General features: G+C 54.6%; 20 protein-coding genes. 15 read left to right on the forward strand and 5 right to left on the reverse strand.

All coding sequences use genetic code 11. The features are described from left to right. The first annotated feature begins 3 nt into the window (after positions 1–3). The 11 genes from fdx (at position 4) to der (ending at position 10,362) form a co-directional block, all read left to right on the forward strand. Positions 4–342 carry an ISC system 2Fe-2S type ferredoxin gene (fdx, locus tag EFO84_RS08990; protein WP_127347723.1) on the forward strand — a complete coding sequence of 113 codons (339 nt, stop codon included), beginning with the start codon at positions 4–6 and terminating at the stop codon, positions 340–342. Between the two features lie 84 nt (positions 343–426). Further along, positions 427–960 carry a peptide-methionine (S)-S-oxide reductase MsrA gene (gene msrA, locus EFO84_RS08995; protein ID WP_127347724.1) on the forward strand — a complete coding sequence of 178 codons (534 nt, stop codon included), beginning with the start codon at positions 427–429 and terminating at the stop codon, positions 958–960. Positions 961–1,026: 66 nt separating this feature from the next. After that, positions 1,027–1,458 (forward strand): nucleoside-diphosphate kinase, encoded by a 432-nt coding sequence (gene ndk, locus EFO84_RS09000; protein WP_127347725.1) that lies wholly within the window; start codon positions 1,027–1,029, stop codon positions 1,456–1,458. Beyond that, the gene (gene rlmN / locus EFO84_RS09005; protein ID WP_127347726.1) at positions 1,458–2,579 is read left to right on the forward strand and encodes a dual-specificity RNA methyltransferase RlmN; all 1,122 of its coding nucleotides are present in this window, start codon (positions 1,458–1,460) and stop codon (positions 2,577–2,579) included. The genes ndk and rlmN overlap by 1 nt, the downstream gene beginning before the upstream one ends. An 86-nt stretch (positions 2,580–2,665) precedes the next feature. Further along, positions 2,666–3,433: a type IV pilus biogenesis/stability protein PilW gene (pilW, locus tag EFO84_RS09010; RefSeq protein WP_127347727.1), complete on the forward strand. Its 768-nt coding sequence runs from the start codon at positions 2,666–2,668 to the stop codon at positions 3,431–3,433. Positions 3,434–3,476: 43 nt separating this feature from the next. Further along, positions 3,477–4,523: a RodZ domain-containing protein gene (locus EFO84_RS09015; RefSeq protein ID WP_127347728.1), complete on the forward strand. Its 1,047-nt coding sequence runs from the start codon at positions 3,477–3,479 to the stop codon at positions 4,521–4,523. Positions 4,524–4,546: 23 nt separating this feature from the next. Beyond that, a complete protein-coding gene (gene ispG, locus EFO84_RS09020) occupies positions 4,547–5,662 on the forward strand; it encodes a flavodoxin-dependent (E)-4-hydroxy-3-methylbut-2-enyl-diphosphate synthase (RefSeq protein ID WP_127347729.1) in 1,116 nt (371 codons plus the stop codon). 70 nt (positions 5,663–5,732) lie between these two features. Then, the gene (gene hisS, locus EFO84_RS09025) at positions 5,733–6,995 is read left to right on the forward strand and encodes a histidine--tRNA ligase (protein ID WP_127347730.1); all 1,263 of its coding nucleotides are present in this window, start codon (positions 5,733–5,735) and stop codon (positions 6,993–6,995) included. A gap of 11 nt (positions 6,996–7,006) precedes the next feature. After that, positions 7,007–7,621 (forward strand): YfgM family protein, encoded by a 615-nt coding sequence (locus EFO84_RS09030; RefSeq protein WP_127347731.1) that lies wholly within the window; start codon positions 7,007–7,009, stop codon positions 7,619–7,621. Then, complete coding sequence (bamB, locus tag EFO84_RS09035; protein ID WP_127347732.1) at positions 7,618–8,823, forward strand: outer membrane protein assembly factor BamB; 1,206 nt, start codon at positions 7,618–7,620, stop codon at positions 8,821–8,823. The genes EFO84_RS09030 and bamB overlap by 4 nt, the downstream gene beginning before the upstream one ends. Before the next feature lie 6 nt (positions 8,824–8,829). After that, complete coding sequence (gene der / locus EFO84_RS09040; protein ID WP_127347733.1) at positions 8,830–10,362, forward strand: ribosome biogenesis GTPase Der; 1,533 nt, start codon at positions 8,830–8,832, stop codon at positions 10,360–10,362. Here der and EFO84_RS09045 read toward each other — a convergent pair. The 5 genes from EFO84_RS09045 to hslO all read right to left on the reverse strand — a co-directional run bounded on the left by EFO84_RS09045 (position 10,359) and on the right by hslO (position 12,455). Next, entirely contained in the window at positions 10,359–10,796 is a 438-nt protein-coding gene (locus tag EFO84_RS09045; protein WP_127347734.1) for a type II toxin-antitoxin system HicB family antitoxin, read from the reverse strand. The two genes, der and EFO84_RS09045, sit on opposite strands and share 4 nt — an antisense overlap. Positions 10,797–10,804: 8 nt before the next feature. Next, positions 10,805–10,987, reverse strand: coding sequence for a type II toxin-antitoxin system HicA family toxin (locus EFO84_RS11955; RefSeq protein ID WP_127347735.1), 183 nt, complete (start codon positions 10,985–10,987; stop codon positions 10,805–10,807). A 55-nt stretch (positions 10,988–11,042) separates the two neighbouring features. Then, positions 11,043–11,423, reverse strand: coding sequence for an RNA-binding S4 domain-containing protein (locus tag EFO84_RS09055; RefSeq protein ID WP_127347736.1), 381 nt, complete (start codon positions 11,421–11,423; stop codon positions 11,043–11,045). After that, entirely contained in the window at positions 11,420–11,554 is a 135-nt protein-coding gene (locus EFO84_RS11895; protein WP_276317317.1) for a hypothetical protein, read from the reverse strand. Before EFO84_RS11895 ends, EFO84_RS09055 begins: the two co-directional genes overlap by 4 nt. A 67-nt stretch (positions 11,555–11,621) precedes the next feature. Beyond that, complete coding sequence (gene hslO, locus EFO84_RS09060) at positions 11,622–12,455, reverse strand: Hsp33 family molecular chaperone HslO (RefSeq protein WP_127347737.1); 834 nt, start codon at positions 12,453–12,455, stop codon at positions 11,622–11,624. 142 nt (positions 12,456–12,597) lie between these two features. Here hslO and gspC point away from each other — a divergent pair, with 142 nt between their 5' ends. The 4 genes from gspC to gspF are packed head-to-tail and all read left to right on the forward strand — an operon-like array spanning position 12,598 to position 18,380. Next, the gene (gene gspC / locus EFO84_RS09065; RefSeq protein WP_127347738.1) at positions 12,598–13,500 is read left to right on the forward strand and encodes a type II secretion system protein GspC; all 903 of its coding nucleotides are present in this window, start codon (positions 12,598–12,600) and stop codon (positions 13,498–13,500) included. A gap of 16 nt (positions 13,501–13,516) precedes the next feature. Then, positions 13,517–15,619 carry a type II secretion system secretin GspD gene (gene gspD / locus EFO84_RS09070; protein WP_431355328.1) on the forward strand — a complete coding sequence of 701 codons (2,103 nt, stop codon included), beginning with the start codon at positions 13,517–13,519 and terminating at the stop codon, positions 15,617–15,619. Next, positions 15,612–17,105, forward strand: a complete 1,494-nt coding sequence (gene gspE / locus EFO84_RS09075) for a type II secretion system ATPase GspE (RefSeq protein ID WP_127347739.1) — start codon at positions 15,612–15,614, stop codon at positions 17,103–17,105. Before gspD ends, gspE begins: the two co-directional genes overlap by 8 nt. A gap of 3 nt (positions 17,106–17,108) precedes the next feature. Next, a complete protein-coding gene (gspF, locus tag EFO84_RS09080; RefSeq protein ID WP_127347740.1) occupies positions 17,109–18,380 on the forward strand; it encodes a type II secretion system inner membrane protein GspF in 1,272 nt (423 codons plus the stop codon). Positions 18,381–18,386: the final 6 nt, after the last annotated feature.

An 18,386-nucleotide genomic window follows, 5' to 3' on the forward strand; every position in this document is an offset into this window, starting at 1 on the left:
AGCATGCCAAAGATTATCTTTTTACCTCATGCCGAATTATGCCCAGACGGCGCCGCCATTGACGCTGAAAACGGCGAGACCGTGCTCGACGTCGCACTGCGCAGTGGCATCGGCATTGAGCACGCCTGTGAGAAAGTGTGCGCTTGCACCACCTGCCACGTATATGTGCGTGAAGGCTACAACTCACTGCCAGAAATTGAAGAAAACGAAGACGACATGCTCGACAAAGCCTGGGGTCTAGACCCAGACTCGCGCCTAAGCTGCCAGTCCATCGTCAGCGGCACCGACTTAGTGGTTGAGATCCCCAAATACAGCATCAACCACGCCAAAGAAAACCACTAAAACCTTAAGGGGCAGGCACTTAACGCGGCAACGCTTAAGTGCCTGCCCCTTAGCATTAAACCAACTAAGGGGCAGGCAGATAACATGACGCAACAAATTACATTAGGTGGTGGCTGCTTTTGGTGTATCGAAGGCGCCTTTAAGATGTTACGCGGGGTGCTGAAGGCACAGTCGGGCTATGCCGGCGGCCATCAGGCCGAGCCAACCTACGAGCAAGTGTGCAGTGGCAACACCGGCCACGCCGAAGTGGTGCAGGTGACCTTTGAGCCAACGGCGATTAGCGTGCGCGAAATCCTCGAGATCTTCTTCGCGCTGCATGATCCCACCCAAGTGAATCGCCAGGGCAACGATATTGGTACGCAATATCGCACCTCGATTTTTTACCAAACCGATGAGCAAAAGCGCCTAGCCGAAGAGATCATCGCGGAAATGGCCCAAGAAAATACCTGGGATGCGCCAATTGTGACTACCTTGGAGCCACTCACAAAATTCTGGCCAGCTGAGGAATACCACGATAATTACGTCGAGCGGAATCCGCAAAACGCCTATTGCCAAGCTGTGGTTCACCCGAAACTCGCTAAGTTCAAGCGCACCTTCGTTGAGAAACTCGACGGCTAGCGCTACCAGCGCTATTCGCGTATAATCCGCGCGACTCAAATTTACTCGATTCACTGGAGAAATCACATGGCTTTAGAACGTACGTTATCGATCATCAAACCAGACGCCGTAGCAAAGAACAAAATCGGTGCTATCTACAACCGTTTTGAGACTGCTGGTTTTCGCATCGTAGCGGCCAAAATGATGCATTTAAGCCAAGCGCAAGCTGAAGGCTTCTACGCAGAACACAAAGAGCGTCCATTCTTCGGTGCCTTAGTATCGTTCATGACCTCTGGCCCAATCATGGTGCAAGTGTTAGAAGGCGAGAACGCCGTATTGCGTCACCGCGAAATCATGGGCGCCACCAACCCAGCGCAAGCAGCTGCCGGTACTATCCGCGCTGACTACGCTGTGTCTATCGACGAAAACGCCGTTCACGGTTCAGACGCGGTTGAATCAGCTGCGCGCGAAATCGCTTACTTCTTCACTGCTGAAGAACTCTGCGCTCGTACTCGTTAATGCAAAAAACCAACCTGCTTGACCTGAATCACCAAGGCCTCCGCCAGTTCTTCACCGAACTGGGGGAGAAGCCGTTCCGTGCCGATCAGGTCATGAAATGGTTGTATCACTACTGCATTGATGACTTCGATGCGATGACCAACATCAATAAGGCGCTGCGCGAGAAGCTTAAGCAAGTTGCAGAAATTCGCGCGCCTGAAGTCAAAATGCAACAGCAGTCGGCCGATGGCACCATTAAGTTCGTGATGACCTTGTTTGATGGTCAAGACGTTGAAACGGTATGGATCCCCGAGGACGACCGCGCCACTCTGTGCGTCAGCTCGCAAGTGGGCTGCGCACTGGAGTGCACCTTCTGCTCAACCGCCCAACAAGGCTTCAACCGCAACCTCAAAGTGGCGGAAATTATTGGCCAAGTATGGCGAGTGAACAAAATTTTAGGCGCCTTTGGCGACACTGGCGTGAAGGCCGTCACCAACGTGGTGATGATGGGCATGGGCGAACCGCTGCTCAACCTCAGCAACGTGGTGCCTGCCATGGAGCTGATGCTCGACGACCTGGCCTTTGGTCTGAGCAAACGCCGCGTAACCTTGAGTACCTCAGGGGTGGTGCCGGCGCTGTATAAGCTCAAAGAAGAAATTGACGTGGCCCTGGCCATTTCGCTGCATGCGCCGAATAACGCCTTGCGTGACGTGCTGGTGCCGGTTAACAAGAAGTACCCGATTGCCGAGTTCTTGAAAGCTGCCGAACATTACATTGATGGCTCCAAAGCCAACAAAGCTATCACCGTGGAATACGTGATGCTGGACCATATCAATGATTCTACCGAGCAGGCGCAGGAACTAGCGCAGGTGCTGCAAGACACCCCGTGCAAGATCAACCTCATTCCATTTAATCCATTTCCCGGCTCAGATTACGGCCGTTCAAGCAATTCCCGCATTGACCGTTTCGCCAAAGTTCTGGTAGAAAAAGGCTTTATTGTCACCACCCGTAAAACCCGCGGCGATGATATTGATGCAGCCTGTGGCCAGCTGGTCGGTGAGGTGATCGACCGCACCAAGCGCCTGCTGAAAAAGCAACAAGCCCAACGTGGCGGCAGCAGCATCGAGATTAAATCAGCGTAAAGGCTTAGCCAGACTCAACGCGATGGTTCCACCGCACCGCTGGCTGGGGTAGTATAGGTGGTTCTGAGCGAGTTGAGAGGGTTCCGATGCGTATCATCATGGTTATCAGTGTACTATTTTTGCTGGGCGGCTGTGTCAGCCAGACCACCATTGATGGCAAGCAACAACCCGATAGTACCTTCGACCCGGTGCAAGCGGCGAAAACCCGGCTAGCGTTGGGCCTGCAATACCTGCAGAGCGGCAACTTTGAACAAGCCAAAGCCAACCTCGAGCGCGCCCGCGAATACACCCCAAACGACCCAGCCATTCACAACGGTTTGGCCTATTATTACCAGCAAGTGCAAGATTTCAGCCAAGCTGAACAGTTTTATCGTAGCGCGCTGAAACTGGAACCGCGCAACGGTGACACCATCAATAACTTAGCGGTGTTGCTGTGTACCCAGAATCGGTACACCGAAGCCGACCCGCTATTTCGCCAAGCGGCCGAATCACCGGGCTACGTAAAAGTTGCCAGCACCTATCAGAATGCGGCGCGCTGCGCCGAGCAAAGGGGTGATTTCAAAGCGGCCGATAGCTACTATCAACTGGCCATGAACTACGGCGCCAACGCCACCATGCTGGAAACTTACGCCGATTCGCTGTTGCGGCAAAGTCGCTATACCGATGCCCGTAGCGTGCTAGAACGGCGCGCGCGTATGCCGCAATTTACCGCGCAATATTTATGGCTTGAAGTACAACTGGCGCGCGCCCTGAATGATAAGACGCGTGAGGCACAATACGGTGCGCTGCTGATGAACCGCTTTGGGCAAAGCAGCCAAGCCAACGATTATCGCCGGCTGAAACAAACTAACTAATTGCGTAGCGCCGCGTTCGGCGCTACCTACCACGGAATAAAGTATGAGCAACGAACAGAACGATCTGAACAGCCCAGCCGTTGAGGCAGAGGCAGTGCCGTACAGCGGCGTTACCCCGGGGCAAATGCTGCGCGAAGTGCGTGAAGCGCGCGGGCAGACGGTGGCTGAAGTGGCCGCGGCCCTGCGCTTGCGGGTGAGCGTGGTGGATGCCATTGAAGCCGATGACTATGAGCCGTTAAAAGGCAGTACTTTCGTGCGCGGATACTTTCGTTCGCTGGCGAAATTGTACGATATCGACCCGAAACCGTTAGCCGATGCCTATGAAGCCATGGGCTTTGGTGGGCCGTCGGTCAGTACGCTGAAAATGCAGAGCTTTTCGCGGCGTAAGATCCGCGAGAAGAATGATGGCCGGCTAATGCTGGTGAGCTATGTGATCATCGCTGCAGTCATTGGCGCGGCCGCATGGTGGTGGTGGCAGCAGTCGTCGTTTGAGCCAGCACCGACCACTGAGATGCCGCAGCGCAGCAGCATTGAAGCGCAGCCCCGCGATCAGCTGACTGAAGCGGAAGTCGCGGCGCAACGCGAGGCCGAGCGGCTGCAACAAGCTGAACAGCTGCAAGACCAGCAGGGCACGGCAGAGCAGTTGGGCGCTGAGCGCTTAACTGGGGAGCAACAGGCTGGGGAGCAACTGACTGGAGAACGGCAGGGCGGAGACCAGCAGACTGGAGACCAAGCGACCGGAGACCAGCAGACCGGAGACCAGCAGGCTAACCAGCAACAGACTGGGCAAGCGCAGACTGCCGCGCAACAACAAGCCGCCGAGCGCCTAGCCGCGCAACAGCAAACCGCCGCCGGCGACCGTCTGACCATGGTGTTCAGCCAAGAATGCTGGGTCAAAGTCACCGATGCCAGCGGCGCAGAAATTGCCATTGGCGTGAAGCAAGCCGGCTATGAAATGCCGCTGACCGGCAGCGCGCCATTTGATATTATTCTGTGTAAGCCAGAAGCCGTCGCCATAACCTTTAATGACGCCACGGTTGACCTCAGCCAGTATCGCCGCAACCGGTCAGTGACCTTGCGGCTGGAATAATTCGAAAGTTGTAGGAAGTCAGCATGTCTGCTCATGAAAGCCCAATTGTTCGTCGCCCATCACGCCGCATTTACGTTGGCAACGTGCCGATTGGTGATGGCGCACCAATAGCGGTGCAGTCGATGACCAACACCGAAACCACAGACGTTGCCGCCACCGTGCAGCAAATCAAAGATATCGCCGCTGCCGGTGCGGATATCGTGCGAGTGAGTGTGCCGACCATGGACGCCGCTGAAGCCTTTAAACTCATCAAGCAGCAAAGCCCAGTGCCATTGGTGGCGGATATTCATTTCGACTATCGCATTGCGCTCAAAGTGGCCGAATATGGCGTTGATTGCCTACGCATCAACCCGGGTAACATTGGTAACGAACAGCGTATTCGTAGCGTGGTGGATGCCGCGCGCGACAAAAATATCCCCATTCGCATTGGCGTCAACGGTGGCTCGCTAGAAAAAGACCTGCAAGAAAAATACGGTGAACCCACCGGTGCAGCGTTGGTGGAATCGGCCATGCGCCATGTCGATATTCTGGACCGGCTAGATTTCCAAAACTTTAAAGTCAGCGTGAAAGCCTCAGACGTATTCTTAGCCGTAGATGCCTACCGCTTACTCGCCAAGCAAATCAGCCAGCCGCTGCATTTGGGCATTACCGAAGCCGGCGGCCTGCGCAGTGGCTCGGTAAAAAGTGCCATTGGCCTTGGCATGTTGCTGAGCGAGGGCATTGGCGACACCATTCGTATTAGCTTGGCTGCCAATCCAGTGGAAGAAGTCAAAGTCGGCTTTGATATTCTCAAAGCGCTGAAGATCCGCAGTCGCGGCATCAACTTTATTGCCTGCCCGAGTTGCTCCCGGCAAGAATTTGACGTGATTGCCACGGTGAACGCGCTAGAACAGCGGCTGGAAGACGTCACCACCGCATTGGATGTATCGATTATTGGTTGTGTGGTGAACGGCCCCGGTGAAGCGCTGATCTCCCACGTTGGCCTGGCTGGCGCGGCGAAAATGAGTGGCTTTTACCTCGACGGGCAACGGCAGAAATTGCGCATTGATAACGGCGATATCGTTAATCAGCTCGAAGCGCAAATTCGCGCCAAGATAAAACGCCTCGAAGCCGAACAGATTCCAGTGAAGACAAGCTAAAGCTGCGCTATACTAGGCGCCATTTTTTGCGACCGCGGTCGTTAACTTATCAGCAAAGACAGACATTATCGTGGCGAAAACCATTCAAGCAATTCGGGGCATGAACGACATTCTGCCCAACCAAACGCCAGCGTGGCAGTACGTTGAAGGCATTCTGCGCCAATTAGCAGCGGCCTACACCTACCAAGAGATCCGCATGCCGGTGGTGGAAAGCACCGAGCTGTTCAAGCGTTCTATTGGCGAAGTCACGGATATCGTTGAAAAAGAAATGTACACCTTCGATGACCGCAACGGCGACAGCCTGACCTTGCGCCCCGAAGGTACTGCAGTATGCGTGCGCGCCGGTAACGAACATGGCTTGCTCTACAACCAAACCCAGCGCTTGTGGTACATGGGCCCAATGTTCCGCCACGAGCGCCCGCAAAAAGGTCGCTATCGCCAGTTCCACCAATTTGGCCTAGAAGCCTTTGGTATGGAAGGGCCAGATATTGATGCTGAAGTGATTCTGTTCTCAGCGCGCTTGTTGAACGAGCTCGGATTGGGCCAGCATGTTGAGCTGCAATTGAACTCGTTGGCGTCGAATGAAGCGCGTGCTGCTTATCGTGCCGCCTTGCGTGAGTTTTTGCGCAGCCACGAAGAGGCGCTCGATGAAGACTCCAAGCGTCGCCTCGACACCAACGTACTAAGAGTACTGGATTCAAAATCGCCGCAAACCCAAGCCTTGCTGGTCAATGCGCCAAAATTGAGCGATTACTGGGATGACGCCTCGCGCGCGCATTTCAGCGGTTTAACCCAGCGTTTAGATCATGCTGGCGTGCGCTATGTGCTCAATGAGCGCTTGGTGCGTGGCTTGGATTACTACAACCGCACGGTATTTGAGTGGGTGACCACTGATTTAGGCGCGCAGGGCACAGTATTGGCCGGTGGCCGCTACGATGGCTTGGTGGAGCAGTTAGGCGGCAAGCCGACCGCCGCTGTGGGCTTTGCCATGGGCATGGAGCGCATCGTACTATTGTTAGAAGCGTTAGAGCAGTTGCCAGCCGCCGCCAGCCTAGATTTGTATGTGTTGGGCGCCGATGAACAGGCGGAACTTATGGCTCTAAGCGTTGCCGAACAAATTCGAGATATGGCACCTTGGCTGAGCGTGCAAAATCATAGCGGCAGCCAAGCCTTGAAGAAAAAATTACAAAAAGCCGATAAATCAGGCGCCGAGCGCGCACTGGTGATTTTTGCCGATGAGCAAGGGCTACGCTTTGAATTGAAACACTTACGCGAGCGTGAGCTGGCGGCGGTCGAATTTAACGATATCAACCAATTAACAAGCTATTTATAAGAGGAACGGGCGTGGAAACCGAAGATCAACAAGTCGAACGGATCAAAGAGTTTTGGAATGAACACGGCAAAGGCATTATTGCTGGTTTAGTCATTGGTTTCGCTATTTTCTATGGCTGGCGCTACTACGACGCCAAAGTCATGGCGGAAAAAGAAGCGCTGTCGGAGCAGTTTGAAACGGTGATGACGGCTATGGCCAGTGATGCCGAAACTGCCACCACCGATGCGCAGGCGTTTTTGCAAGCCAATAGCAAGAACACCTATGCCCATTTAGCGGCTTTAGAACTGGCGCGCAAAGCGGTTGAAGCAGGCGATTTAGCCACGGCGGTGAGTGCGTTGCAGAGTGTGCGCGATAACGCTAAAGGGGCGTTGAAAGCGGTAGCCGATGTGCGTCAAGCGCGGGTGCTCAATGCTCAAGGCCAATACGATTCAGCCTTAGCGGCTATCAGTACCACCGATGCCACGGCTGGCTTTAAAGCCGCGGTACTTGAGTTGCGTGGTGACATCTTGTTAGCCAAAGGCGATAGCGCCGGCGCCCGTGCAGCCTACCAGGCAGCAATTGATGCCAACGAGCAAGGTGGCGGCGTGGCTGAAATTAAGCTGAAAAGCATCCCGGCGGAATCATGAGTTATTTCACTGTACCGCAACAACTGCGCGCCTCGGCGCTTGGTTTAGCTGCACTGCTGCTGACCGGCTGCTCGCTGTTTGATAGCGATGACGCGGTGGTGGTTAAAGAGCTCAAAGAGTTCACCGCCACTATAAGCCCTCAGGTAGTTTGGGAAGCCGACGTTGGTAATGGCATTGACCGCCACTTTTCACGTTTGCGGCCAACGGTTAGTGGCGATTTAGTGATTGCCGCCGACCGCGATGGCCTCGTCAAAGCATTTAATCGCGCTACTGGTGCGCCGGTGTGGCAAGTGGATATGCGTGACCAATTGGGTCGCAGTAGCGGTTGGTTTGCCTCCGCTGCCGATAGCTTGCGCATCAGCGGTGGCCTAACCAGCAACAGTAAGCACGTAGTGTTTGGCACTGAGCGTGGCTTTCTGGTCATGCTCAAGGTAGCCGACGGCAGCTTAGTGTGGTCCACCAGCGTACGCGGTGAGATTTTAGCCAGACCCGCCATAGGCGATGGCAAAGTGGTGATTAAAACCACGGCCGGCGACGTGATTGGCTTTAACGAAAGTGACGGCGAGCAGCTGTGGGTAGTGGCGACCGAAGTGCCAGCACTGAGCCTACGTGGCACCTCAGCACCAACCATCGCTAACGGCGGTGCGTTATTTGGTACGGGTAACGGCAAATTGACCGTGGCGGTGCTAGATAACGGCTTACAAGCGTGGGAAGCGCGCTTAGCTGCACCGACTGGCGCGACTGAATTAGAGCGCTTGAGTGATTCGGATTCAACTCCTATTGTGCTCGGTAACTTGGTGTACAGCATCGCCTTCAATGGCCAGCTGTCAGCGGTAGAATTAAGCAGTGGCCGAGTGGTTTGGGCGCGTGAATATTCATCCTACCAAGATATCGCCATTGCCAGTGGGCGCATTTTCGTGGCAGATGCCAGCGATAGCGTATTTGGCCTTGAGCTGAACGGCGGTATCGAGCAATGGTCGAACAACGATTTAACCGGTCGCCGTATTAGCGCACCAGCGGTGTTCGGTGGCCATGTGGTGGTCGGCGATGAATTCGGTTACCTGCATTTTATGAATATCGCCAATGGCACCATGAGCGGGCGCCTTGATGTTGACGATGATGTCTACGCCGCGCCTGTCGTGGCCGGCGATACCATGTATGTACAAACACGCGACGGCACGTTACTCGCGGTAAGGATGTAATTTAGTATGTTACCTGTTGTGGCCTTGGTTGGCCGCCCGAATGTGGGCAAATCTACCCTGTTTAATCGGCTTACCCGTACTCGGGACGCACTGGTAGCAGACTTTCCTGGTTTAACTCGCGACCGTAAATACGGTCGCGCCAACTACGATGGCTACCAATTCATCGTCATCGACACCGCTGGTGTGCATGGCGACGAAGAGGGCATCGATGCCTCCATGGCTTCGCAATCGCTGCGCGCAATTGATGAAGCTGATGTGGTGCTGTTTATGGTCGATGGCCGCGCTGGCTTAACCGCCGCCGACTTAGGCATAGCCGCACACTTACGTCGCAATGGCAAAAAAGCTTACGTGGTGGCCAATAAGCTCGACGGCATCGACGGCAACGCCGCGCGCGCTGACTTTTTTGAGTTGGGCTTAGGCGATGTGCATGGCATTTCGGCCTCGCAAGGCCGCGGCGTAGAGCAATTACTGCAAAACTGCTTTGACCCGTTAGTGGCTGATTACCCTGAAATTCGCGTATCAGCTGCCGCTGCTGAGGGCATTCCGGTGCTCGATGAAGACGGCAACCAAGTACTCGATATCGATGGCGAGCCGGTGTTTGAAGTGCCGTTGGCGCGGGAGTTATCGCCCGACTTAAAGCACGACGAAATCGACTATTCATCGCTGCCGCTGAAATTGGCTATTGTCGGTCGCCCTAACGTGGGTAAATCCACGCTGATCAACCGCATTCTTGGTGAAGAGCGGGTGGTGGTGTACGACATGCCCGGCACCACGCGTGACTCGGTGTACATTCCGATGGAGCGCGATGAGCGCGCTTATGTGCTGATCGACACCGCCGGTGTACGTCGCCGCGGCCGTATTGATGACACCGTCGAGAAATTCTCGGTGATCAAAACCCTGCAAGCCATTGAAGATGCCAACGTGGTGATTGCGGTGGTGGATGCCCGTGAGACTATTTCTGACCAAGATTTGAACCTAATCGGCTTTGCTCTGAATGCCGGCCGCTCCATTGTCATTGCGGTGAATAAGTGGGATGGCTTGACCACATCACAGCGCGATGAAATCAAACGCGAGCTAGACCGCCGCTTAGGCTTTGTTGATTTTTGCCGCTTGCACTTTATTTCGGCGCTGCATGGCACCGGCGTAGGGCACTTGTTTGAGTCGGTGCAAGAGGCGTATGAGTCGGCCACCCAGCGCGTCAATACCTCTAAGCTCACCCGTATTTTAGAGAGCGCCGCCGAAGAGCACCAGCCGCCGTTAGTGCAAGGGCGCCGGGTGAAACTCAAGTACGCGCACGCCGGTGGTTATAATCCGCCGCGCATCATCATCCACGGTAACCAAGTGGAATCGCTGCCAGGCTCGTACGCGCGCTATCTGGAAAACTATTTCCGCCGCTCGCTGGGGGTCATGGGTACGCCAATTAAAATTGAGTACCGTGAAGCCGAAAACCCGTTCGCCGGCCGCAAAAACAAGCTGTCTGATTCGCAGCTGCGCAAGCGTAAGCGCTTGATGAAGTTTGTGAAGAAGAAGGGCCGCTAGCTTGGGTTGAGGCTGGCTTTTCTCGGTGTCAGCGATAACTGTAATTGATAGCCTAATGTTTCTAGGGCTGCGGCAACGGTATCGATCTTGGTCGCATGGCGAAGGTCGATCATCCGCTGCACCTCTTGTGGCTTTTTCCCCAATCGTCGCGCCAGTTCCGCATAGCTAACTTGGCTCTCCGCCAAGGTATTCAGTAGCATCACTTTTGCCGTTAGCGCTGGTGGTAATTCCACATAGTTTCCTGTCGTTGAGCTTGTTGGGCTTGGGATGCGTTTGTAGTCCTCGAAGTAAAACTCTAACGCGCTGATGAGTGCGTCGTAGGCCATTTCATGCGCGTCACGCATGTGTTCTGCGCTGCTGAGTGCTTCAGGCAAATCTGGAAAGCTGATGAGAATGCCGTCGTCTTGCTGCTGGTAGATGACTGGAAATTGCATGGTGTTACCTAATGTTCGGTGATGCCTAGTTGCTTCAAAATGGCTTTGCGAAGGCCTTCATGGATTTCTTTACCTGGATGTCTTGGCATAGTTGAGCGCCGGTCTCCGTAGTACAAGCGGTAATGCCTGCTACCCTGTTTGACGATGACGTCGTGGGCGATGAGCCACTTCAAAAACTCGCTGTTCTTCACAATTCCTCCATGAATTGCTTGAGCTGATTATAAACAAAAATGTTTATAATTCAAGTTAGCTGTTTTTGAACTTTAGCAGATCGCGGCGCTGTTTTTTGTCGGGCTTAGTGTCGGGGTGGGGGTTGTAGAGGGCGTTGAGTTTTCTGAGTTCCGCTTGGGCCTCGCGCTTGGTCTGTGATTCTGTAGTTTCCTGGAATAGTTTGGCGGCTTCTTGTGCGCTTCTGCGTTGTTCGCTGAGGGCTAAGATCTCGATCTCATAGACGTCATAGCCGCGTGGGCATTTCACTAGATCGCCTACTTGTACGGTTTTCGCCGGTTTTACTTTTTGGCCATTCACCGTCACTTTACCTGATTGCACCAGATCACGAGCCACACTTCGCGTTTTCGCGAAGCGTGCCGCCCACAGAAACTTATCTAAACGAATACTTTCGGTCATAGTTGTTTAAGGGGCTGTTTAAGGGGCAGGCACTTAAGCGCACCGAGCTTAAGTGCCTGCCCCTTAGCCTTTGGTTCGGTGCTGGCGACGCCCACGGCTTCTGCCCCAGCCACATTGTTACGATAAATCATCTCAACCATCCTTAAGTGCCTGCCCCTTAGCAGTTTCGATGCCCGCAAAAGCTTAAGTGCCTGCCCCTTAGCTTTGGAGGTCGGTGGCGGTGAAGGTGTATTCGGTGCGGCAGTAGTCGCAGGTCATGCGGATCTCGCCGTCGCTGGCGAGGATCTCGCGCAGCTCGGCGGCGGGCACGGTGGACAGCGCGTCGAGGGTGCGCTCGCGCGAGCAGCCGCAGTGAAAGCTGACGCTTTGCGGCGGATACACTTCCACCTGTTCATCGTGATACAGCCAGGTCAAAATTTCTTCGCTACCGAGGCTGAACAATTCCGCCGCAGTAATGGTCTGAGTTAGTAGTTCAACGTGTTCAAAGTAGCTACGGTCGTGGCCAGCAGCCGGCATCACCTGTAACAGCATGCCAGCGGCGTGTTCGGCATCGGCGTGCAACCACACGCGGGTGTGCAATTGCTCAGACTGACTGAAGTAGCCTTCAATGATTTCAGCAATGCTGTCGCCGTTACCGCTGACCATGCCCTGATAACGCTCGCCTTGCAGCGGCGTCAGGGTGATAATCAGGTGGGCATGGCCCATCAGCGTACGCAAATCGTTGCAGTCGTCGGCAATGGCTGATCGCACCCGGGCGATACCGCGTAACTGCTGATGATGGCTACCGTTCACCGCAAGAAAATTGACCGGACCGTCGCCTTGCAGTTGAATAGCAATGTGGCCTTCAAATTTCAGCGTGGCGGTGAGCAACGAGGTGGCCGCCATCAGTTCGCCGAGTAACCGTTGAACCGGTTTTGGATAATCATGGCCTTGCAACATGCGCTGGTAACTTGTTGATAATTGTACAAGTTCACCACGAACGTCTTGGTCAACAAAAGTAAAGCGGGTGAGTTGGTCAGTTGGGTACATCATGCTGTGTCATCTTACCGTCATAGAAAGCGTGTAAAAGTTGCGGGCATTATATCAGATTCCCCCAATTTGATCTGTTCACCTGCAGATAGAGTCGCTAGAATGGGTCCATCATGCACTGTCACAAAATTATAACGAAACGACCATGCAGCAATTCATGACACGGTTTAATCCAATCCAGCAGCCACGCTTATGGCAGGCTGCCTTGTGGGCGTTAACGGCGGTACTGGCGTTGGCCGCCGCCCTGTTGGCAGCGCAATTGACTTGGCAACTATTCAGCCCGGCGCCTCAACTCGCCAGTGGGCCGTTAAAAGTCGATAGCAGTGGCACCAGCGTGGTGGACTTAAGTGCGCTCAAAGCGCGCAATATTTTTGGTAATGCCGCCGCAAAGCCGGTGGAGCAAAGCCGCCAGCAACAAGCGCCGCTAACACGGCTGAATCTGCGCTTATTAGGAGTTTCCGCTAGCTCAGTTCCCGAGCGCAGCGCCGCCATCATTGAACAAGCTGGTCAGCAAAGCGTATACAGCCCCGGCGATTTGCTCACCAACACCCAAGTAAAAGTGCTAGAAATCTACGCCGACCGGGTGATTTTAGAAAACCAAGGGCGCCGTGAAACCCTCGAACTAGAGGGTATTGGCGAACTCAGCCCAGGTTTATCGTTGACCATGGAAGCACAGCGCGGCAGCAGCCCAGCGCCACAGCAACAGCAACAGCAACAGCAACAGCAGACGCCGCCGGTATTGACCCGTGGCGAAGCGATGGCGCAGAGCGTGCTCGATTACGTCAGTATTAGCCCCGTACGCCAGGGCGCCAGTATGCAAGGCTACCGCCTGCAAGCGAAAAATAATCCAGAAATATTTACCGCCGCCGGCTTTCAAAACGGTGACTTAGCCATTGCCATTAATGGCCAAAGTCTGACCGATATGAATACCGCTATGGCGCTCACCCGCAGCCTCGGAACCATGACGAACATTACCGTTACCGTGTTGCGGCAAGGCAAAACAATCGACCTGGAGCTCGCTATCCCAGCGACGCTACCGGGCAACTAGCCATCAAGGAATCACCATGCGCTCAACTTTAATCGTCACTAGCATTGCCATGAGCCTGGCGTTAACCATCGCCGCTTCGAGCAGTGCCATGGCGCAAAACCAGCAGGCCGATAAGCCAGTAGAATACGCCGCCAGCTTCAAAAATACCGACATCACCGAGTTTATTCAGGTGGTGGGGCGTAACCTTGGCAAAACCATGATCATCGACCCAGACGTACGCGGTCGCATTGACGTGCGCAGCTACGATGTCATGAACGAAGCGCAATATTGGCAGTTTTTCTTGAACGTGCTTGAAGTGTATGGCTTTGCCACGGTGACCATGGAGTCGGGCGTGATCAAAGTAATGCGCGACAAAGATGCCCGCAACGGCGCCATTCCAGTGGTTGATAGCAACGCGCTGGGCGGCGATACCTTAGTCACTCGGGTGGTCACCGTTGAGAACGTCAGTGTGCGTGAACTCGCGCCATTGCTGCGCTTGTTGAACGACCAAAGCGGCGGCGGCAACGTGGTGTCGTACGACCCGTCCAACGTGATCATGCTGACCGGGCGCAGCGAAACGGTGCAGCGCTTGGTAGAAATTATCGAGCGAGTTGACCGCGCCGGTAACCAAGATGTCGAAGTAGTGAAGCTGGAGTATGCCTCGGCCTCAGAAGTGGTGCGCATTGCCACCTCACTGTACGAGAAAACCACCGATGGTACACCGCCGTTATTGATCCCGCGCATTGTGCCTGATGAGCGCACCAATAGTGTGGTGATTAGCGGCGAACCGCGCGCCCGTGAGCGGGTGCGCAAGTTAATTGTGCAGCTCGACCAAGACTTAAAAACTGAAGGTAATACTCGGGTGATTTACTTAAAGTACGCCAAAGCCAAAGAGCTGGTGGATGTACTGAAAGGTGTGAGCGATAGCATTGCCGCCGAAACCCAAGGCGCGCAGGGTGGTGTGCCAGGGCAAGCGCAGCAACGCCGGCGCAGCAATAATGAAATTAGCATCACCGCACACGAGCCAAGTAACTCGCTGGTGATAACCGCCCAGCCAGATTTATTGGCCAACCTCGAAAACGTCATTCGGCAACTGGATATTCGCCGCGCGCAGGTGCATGTAGAAGCCATTATCGTGGAAATTTTTGAAGGCGATGGCATTGATTTAGGCTTGCAGTGGATCTCTGAAGACGGCGGCTTAGTGCAATACAGCAATGGTCGCCAAGTGCCGGTGGGCCAGTTAGCCGCCGCGGCCTATCTGGCTCGTGAGCAAGAAGGCACCACCACCACGCAAATTGATAACGCCGGTAACCCGTTGGTGACCTCTCAGCCGGCCCAGCAAGGCAACGTCGATTTACTGGCGCAGTTACTGGGTAGCGTCAACGGCATGATGGTTGGCGTGATCAAAAACGACTGGGGCGCTATTTTGCAAGCGGTAGCCAGCACCACCAACTCGAACATCCTGGCCACGCCAAGCATCATGACACTGGATAACGAAGAAGCCGAGTTCTTGGTCGGTCAGTCGGTGCCAACTATTACTGGCTCGACCGTGGGTAGCAATAACCAAAACCCATTCCAGACCGTACAGCGCGAAGATATCGGTATTAAGCTTAAAGTCACCCCGCAAATCAACGAAGGCAACGCCGTACAGTTGATTATCGAGCAAGAAGTATCGAGCTTAAGTGGCGCTACCTCGGTAGACATCATCGTCAACAAACGTGAGCTAAAAACCGTGGTCATAGCCGAAGATGGCGAGACCATTGTGCTCGGCGGTTTGATTGATGAAGACGTGCAAGAAAGCGTCCAAAAAGTGCCGTTGTTGGGCGATATTCCGTTCTTAGGTAAGCTGTTCAGCAGCACCTCAACCACCACCCAAAAGCGTAATTTGATGGTATTTATCAAGCCAACTATTGTGCGCGATTCCGCCACAGCGTCGGCGCTGAGTAGCCGCAAATACAACTTTATTCGTGGTGAGCAGTTACAGCGCCAAGAAGAAGGCGTGAGCTTGATGCCAAACACCAAAACACCGTTGATCCCAGAGTGGGACGGCCCATTGACGTTACCGCCAGGCTTTGACGAGTATCTTGAGAAGAAAGGCGCGGTAGACGACGGCAAGAAGAAGGACGGCGGCAATGACTGAGATCGCTGAGGTAGCGGCCAGCGTCGCACCGCGGCGGCTGCCATTTGCCTTTGCCAAGCGCTTTGGCGTGGTGGTGGCAACCTCTAACGATGGCGCTTACACCGTGCATGCCCGCGCTGATGCGGGTGTACAGGCATTGCAAGAAGTGCGGCGAGTACTTGGCACGGCGTTTAGTGTGGTGCGCCACGGCAGCGCTGACTTTGAGGCCATTTTAACCCAGGCTTATCAGCGCGATTCCTCCGAAGCCAAACAGCTAATGGAAGACATAGGCAACGAAAGTAACTTATTTTCGCTGGCCGATGAGCTGCCGCAAACCGAAGACTTGCTAGAAAGCGAAGACGACGCGCCCATTATCAAACTGATCAATGCCATGCTGTCGGAGGCCATCAAAGAAGGCGCCTCGGATATTCACATTGAAACCTTTGAAAAAGAGCTGGTGGTGCGCTTTCGTATTGACGGTGTGCTGCGGGAGATTATACGCCCGAACCGTAAGCTATCGTCGCTACTGGTATCGCGCATTAAGGTTATGGCGCAGCTCGACATTGCTGAAAAGCGAGTGCCACAAGATGGCCGTATTAGCCTGCTGATTGCTGGCCGCGCGGTGGACGTGCGGGTATCGACTATGCCATCGAACCACGGCGAGCGGGTGGTGCTGCGGTTATTAGACAAAAACAATGCGCGGCTGAACCTCGAGCAGCTGGGTATGACCTTGTCGAATCGCGAGGTGTTTTCTGAGCTAATCAAAAAGCCGCACGGCATTATCTTGGTGACCGGGCCGACGGGTTCGGGTAAATCCACCACCTTGTACGCTGGGTTGATGCAGATCAACTCGCGTGATCGCAATATTCTCACCGTAGAAGACCCCATTGAATACAACATTGAGGGCATTGGCCAAACCCAGGTCAACCCGAAAGTGCAGATGACCTTTGCCCGTGGCCTGCGGGCTATTTTGCGGCAAGACCCTGACGTGGTGATGGTGGGTGAAATTCGTGACGTCGAGACCGCGCAAATAGCGGTGCAGGCGTCGTTGACTGGCCACTTGGTGATGTCCACCTTGCACACCAATACCGCTTCGGGCGCCATTACCCGCCTCGAAGATATGGGCATTGAACCGTTCTTGTTAAGCTCATCGCTACTGGCGGTGTTGTCGCAACGCTTAGTGCGTACCTTGTGCGAAGAATGTAAGACCGAGTATAAGCCGTCCGACGATGAAAAAGCGTTTTTTGATAGCAAGGTCAAGCAGTTATACCGCGCCGTTGGCTGCGATAAGTGTAATCACACCGGCTATCGTGGCCGTACCGGTATTCATGAATTGCTGCTGGTCGACGAGAAAGTGCGCGAGCTGGTGCATAACGGTCACGGCGAGCAATCGATTGAAAAATATGCGCGCAAACAAGCGCCGAGCATTCGTCAAGACGGCTTAGCCAAAGTGGCTGCCGGTATCACCACCTTGGAAGAAGTGCTACGCGTGACGCGTGAGGAGTAAGCCGTGGCCGCCTATGCCTATCAAGCACTAGACACCAACGGCCGCAAGCGCAATGGCGTGGTTGAGGCCGATACCGAACGCCAGGTACGGCAGCAACTGCGTGAGCAGGGTTTGATCCCGGTGGCGGTTGAGCTGGCTGAGGATTCCTCCGTGGCTGGCGGGGCCGCGCGGTCTTCGGCGGCAGCTTCTGCTGGTGGCTCATCGGGCTTGGTGGAATGGTTAACGCGACCACGGGTACGGCGGGTCAAAGCCGCTGATTTGGCCTTAGTGACGCGGCAATTGGCCACCCTTGTGGCGGCTGCCATGCCGATTGAGCAAGCGCTGTACGCGGTGGCCGAGCAGACCGACAAAGCGCGGCTGCAAAATCTGATTATGGCGGTGCGCTCCAAAGTAGTGGAGGGCTATTCGCTGGCCGAATCCATGGCCGAATACCCGCATGTGTTCGACAAACTCTTTACCGCCATGGTGGCTGCCGGCGAACGCTCTGGGCATTTGGATAAGGTACTGGAGCGGCTGGCCGATTATACCGAGCAGCGCAACAAGTTGCGCGGCCAGCTAATTCAAGCGCTGGTGTACCCAACGGTGCTGACCTTGGTGGCGTTGGGGGTGATTATCTTCTTGCTGGTGTCGGTGGTGCCGCAAATTGTGTCGCAGCTGGCCACCTTGGACCAAGAGCTGCCGCCTATTACCGCGGCCTTGATCATGGTGTCGGAGTTTTTGCAGAGCTTTGGGCCGTATATTTTATTGGGGCTGTTGCTGGGGCTGGTATTTTTAAAGCAATGGCTGCGGCTACCAGCGCGACGTGATCGTTTTGATGGCTGGGTACTGCGGGTGCCATTGTTTGGCACGGTGATTCGTGGCGTCAATACCGCGCGCTTTGCCCGCACTTTAAGCATATTGGCGGCCTCAGCGGTGCCGTTGTTAGAAGGTTTACGCATTACCGGCCGCGTGCTCACCAACCGCGCCATGCAAATTGCCGTGGGTGAAGCCGCCGACCGCGTGCGCGAAGGCTCATCACTGCGCGCGGCGTTGGCGCAAACCAAATTATTCCCGCCAATGATGCTGCATATGATCGCCGCTGGCGAAAAGTCCGGCGAACTGGAGCAAATGCTTGGCCGCGCCGCGGACAACCAAGACCGCGACTTTGAAACCACCATGAACGTGGCGTTAAAAATATTTGAGCCAATGTTGATTGTGGTGATGGCCGGCATTGTCTTACTGATAGTTATGGCGATTATTCAGCCGATATTGGCCTTGAACCAAGCGGTATTTTGATGGTTC

It is taken from the genome of Pseudidiomarina mangrovi (genome assembly GCF_003999375.1).
Taxonomy (GTDB): Bacteria; Pseudomonadota; Gammaproteobacteria; order Enterobacterales; family Alteromonadaceae; genus Pseudidiomarina; species Pseudidiomarina mangrovi.

Excerpts from the sequence above, each read along its gene's own strand:
- fdx (WP_127347723.1), top strand. The coding sequence starts at position 4 with ATGCCAAAGATTATCTTTTTACCTCATGCCGAATTATGCCCAGACGGC.
- gspD (WP_431355328.1), top strand. The coding sequence starts at position 13,517 with ATGCGCTCAACTTTAATCGTCACTAGCATTGCCATGAGCCTGGCGTTA.
- ndk (WP_127347725.1), top strand. The coding sequence starts at position 1,027 with ATGGCTTTAGAACGTACGTTATCGATCATCAAACCAGACGCCGTAGCA.
- ispG (WP_127347729.1), top strand. The coding sequence starts at position 4,547 with ATGTCTGCTCATGAAAGCCCAATTGTTCGTCGCCCATCACGCCGCATT.
- der (WP_127347733.1), top strand. The coding sequence starts at position 8,830 with ATGTTACCTGTTGTGGCCTTGGTTGGCCGCCCGAATGTGGGCAAATCT.
- gspE (WP_127347739.1), top strand. The coding sequence starts at position 15,612 with ATGACTGAGATCGCTGAGGTAGCGGCCAGCGTCGCACCGCGGCGGCTG.
- rlmN (WP_127347726.1), top strand. The coding sequence starts at position 1,458 with ATGCAAAAAACCAACCTGCTTGACCTGAATCACCAAGGCCTCCGCCAG.
- hslO (WP_127347737.1), bottom strand. The coding sequence starts at position 12,455 with ATGATGTACCCAACTGACCAACTCACCCGCTTTACTTTTGTTGACCAA.
- pilW (WP_127347727.1), top strand. The coding sequence starts at position 2,666 with ATGCGTATCATCATGGTTATCAGTGTACTATTTTTGCTGGGCGGCTGT.
- gspC (WP_127347738.1), top strand. The coding sequence starts at position 12,598 with ATGCAGCAATTCATGACACGGTTTAATCCAATCCAGCAGCCACGCTTA.
- msrA (WP_127347724.1), top strand. The coding sequence starts at position 427 with ATGACGCAACAAATTACATTAGGTGGTGGCTGCTTTTGGTGTATCGAA.
- EFO84_RS11895 (WP_276317317.1), bottom strand. The coding sequence starts at position 11,554 with ATGATTTATCGTAACAATGTGGCTGGGGCAGAAGCCGTGGGCGTCGCC.
- EFO84_RS09015 (WP_127347728.1), top strand. The coding sequence starts at position 3,477 with ATGAGCAACGAACAGAACGATCTGAACAGCCCAGCCGTTGAGGCAGAG.
- EFO84_RS09045 (WP_127347734.1), bottom strand. The coding sequence starts at position 10,796 with ATGCAATTTCCAGTCATCTACCAGCAGCAAGACGACGGCATTCTCATC.
- EFO84_RS09055 (WP_127347736.1), bottom strand. The coding sequence starts at position 11,423 with ATGACCGAAAGTATTCGTTTAGATAAGTTTCTGTGGGCGGCACGCTTC.
- bamB (WP_127347732.1), top strand. The coding sequence starts at position 7,618 with ATGAGTTATTTCACTGTACCGCAACAACTGCGCGCCTCGGCGCTTGGT.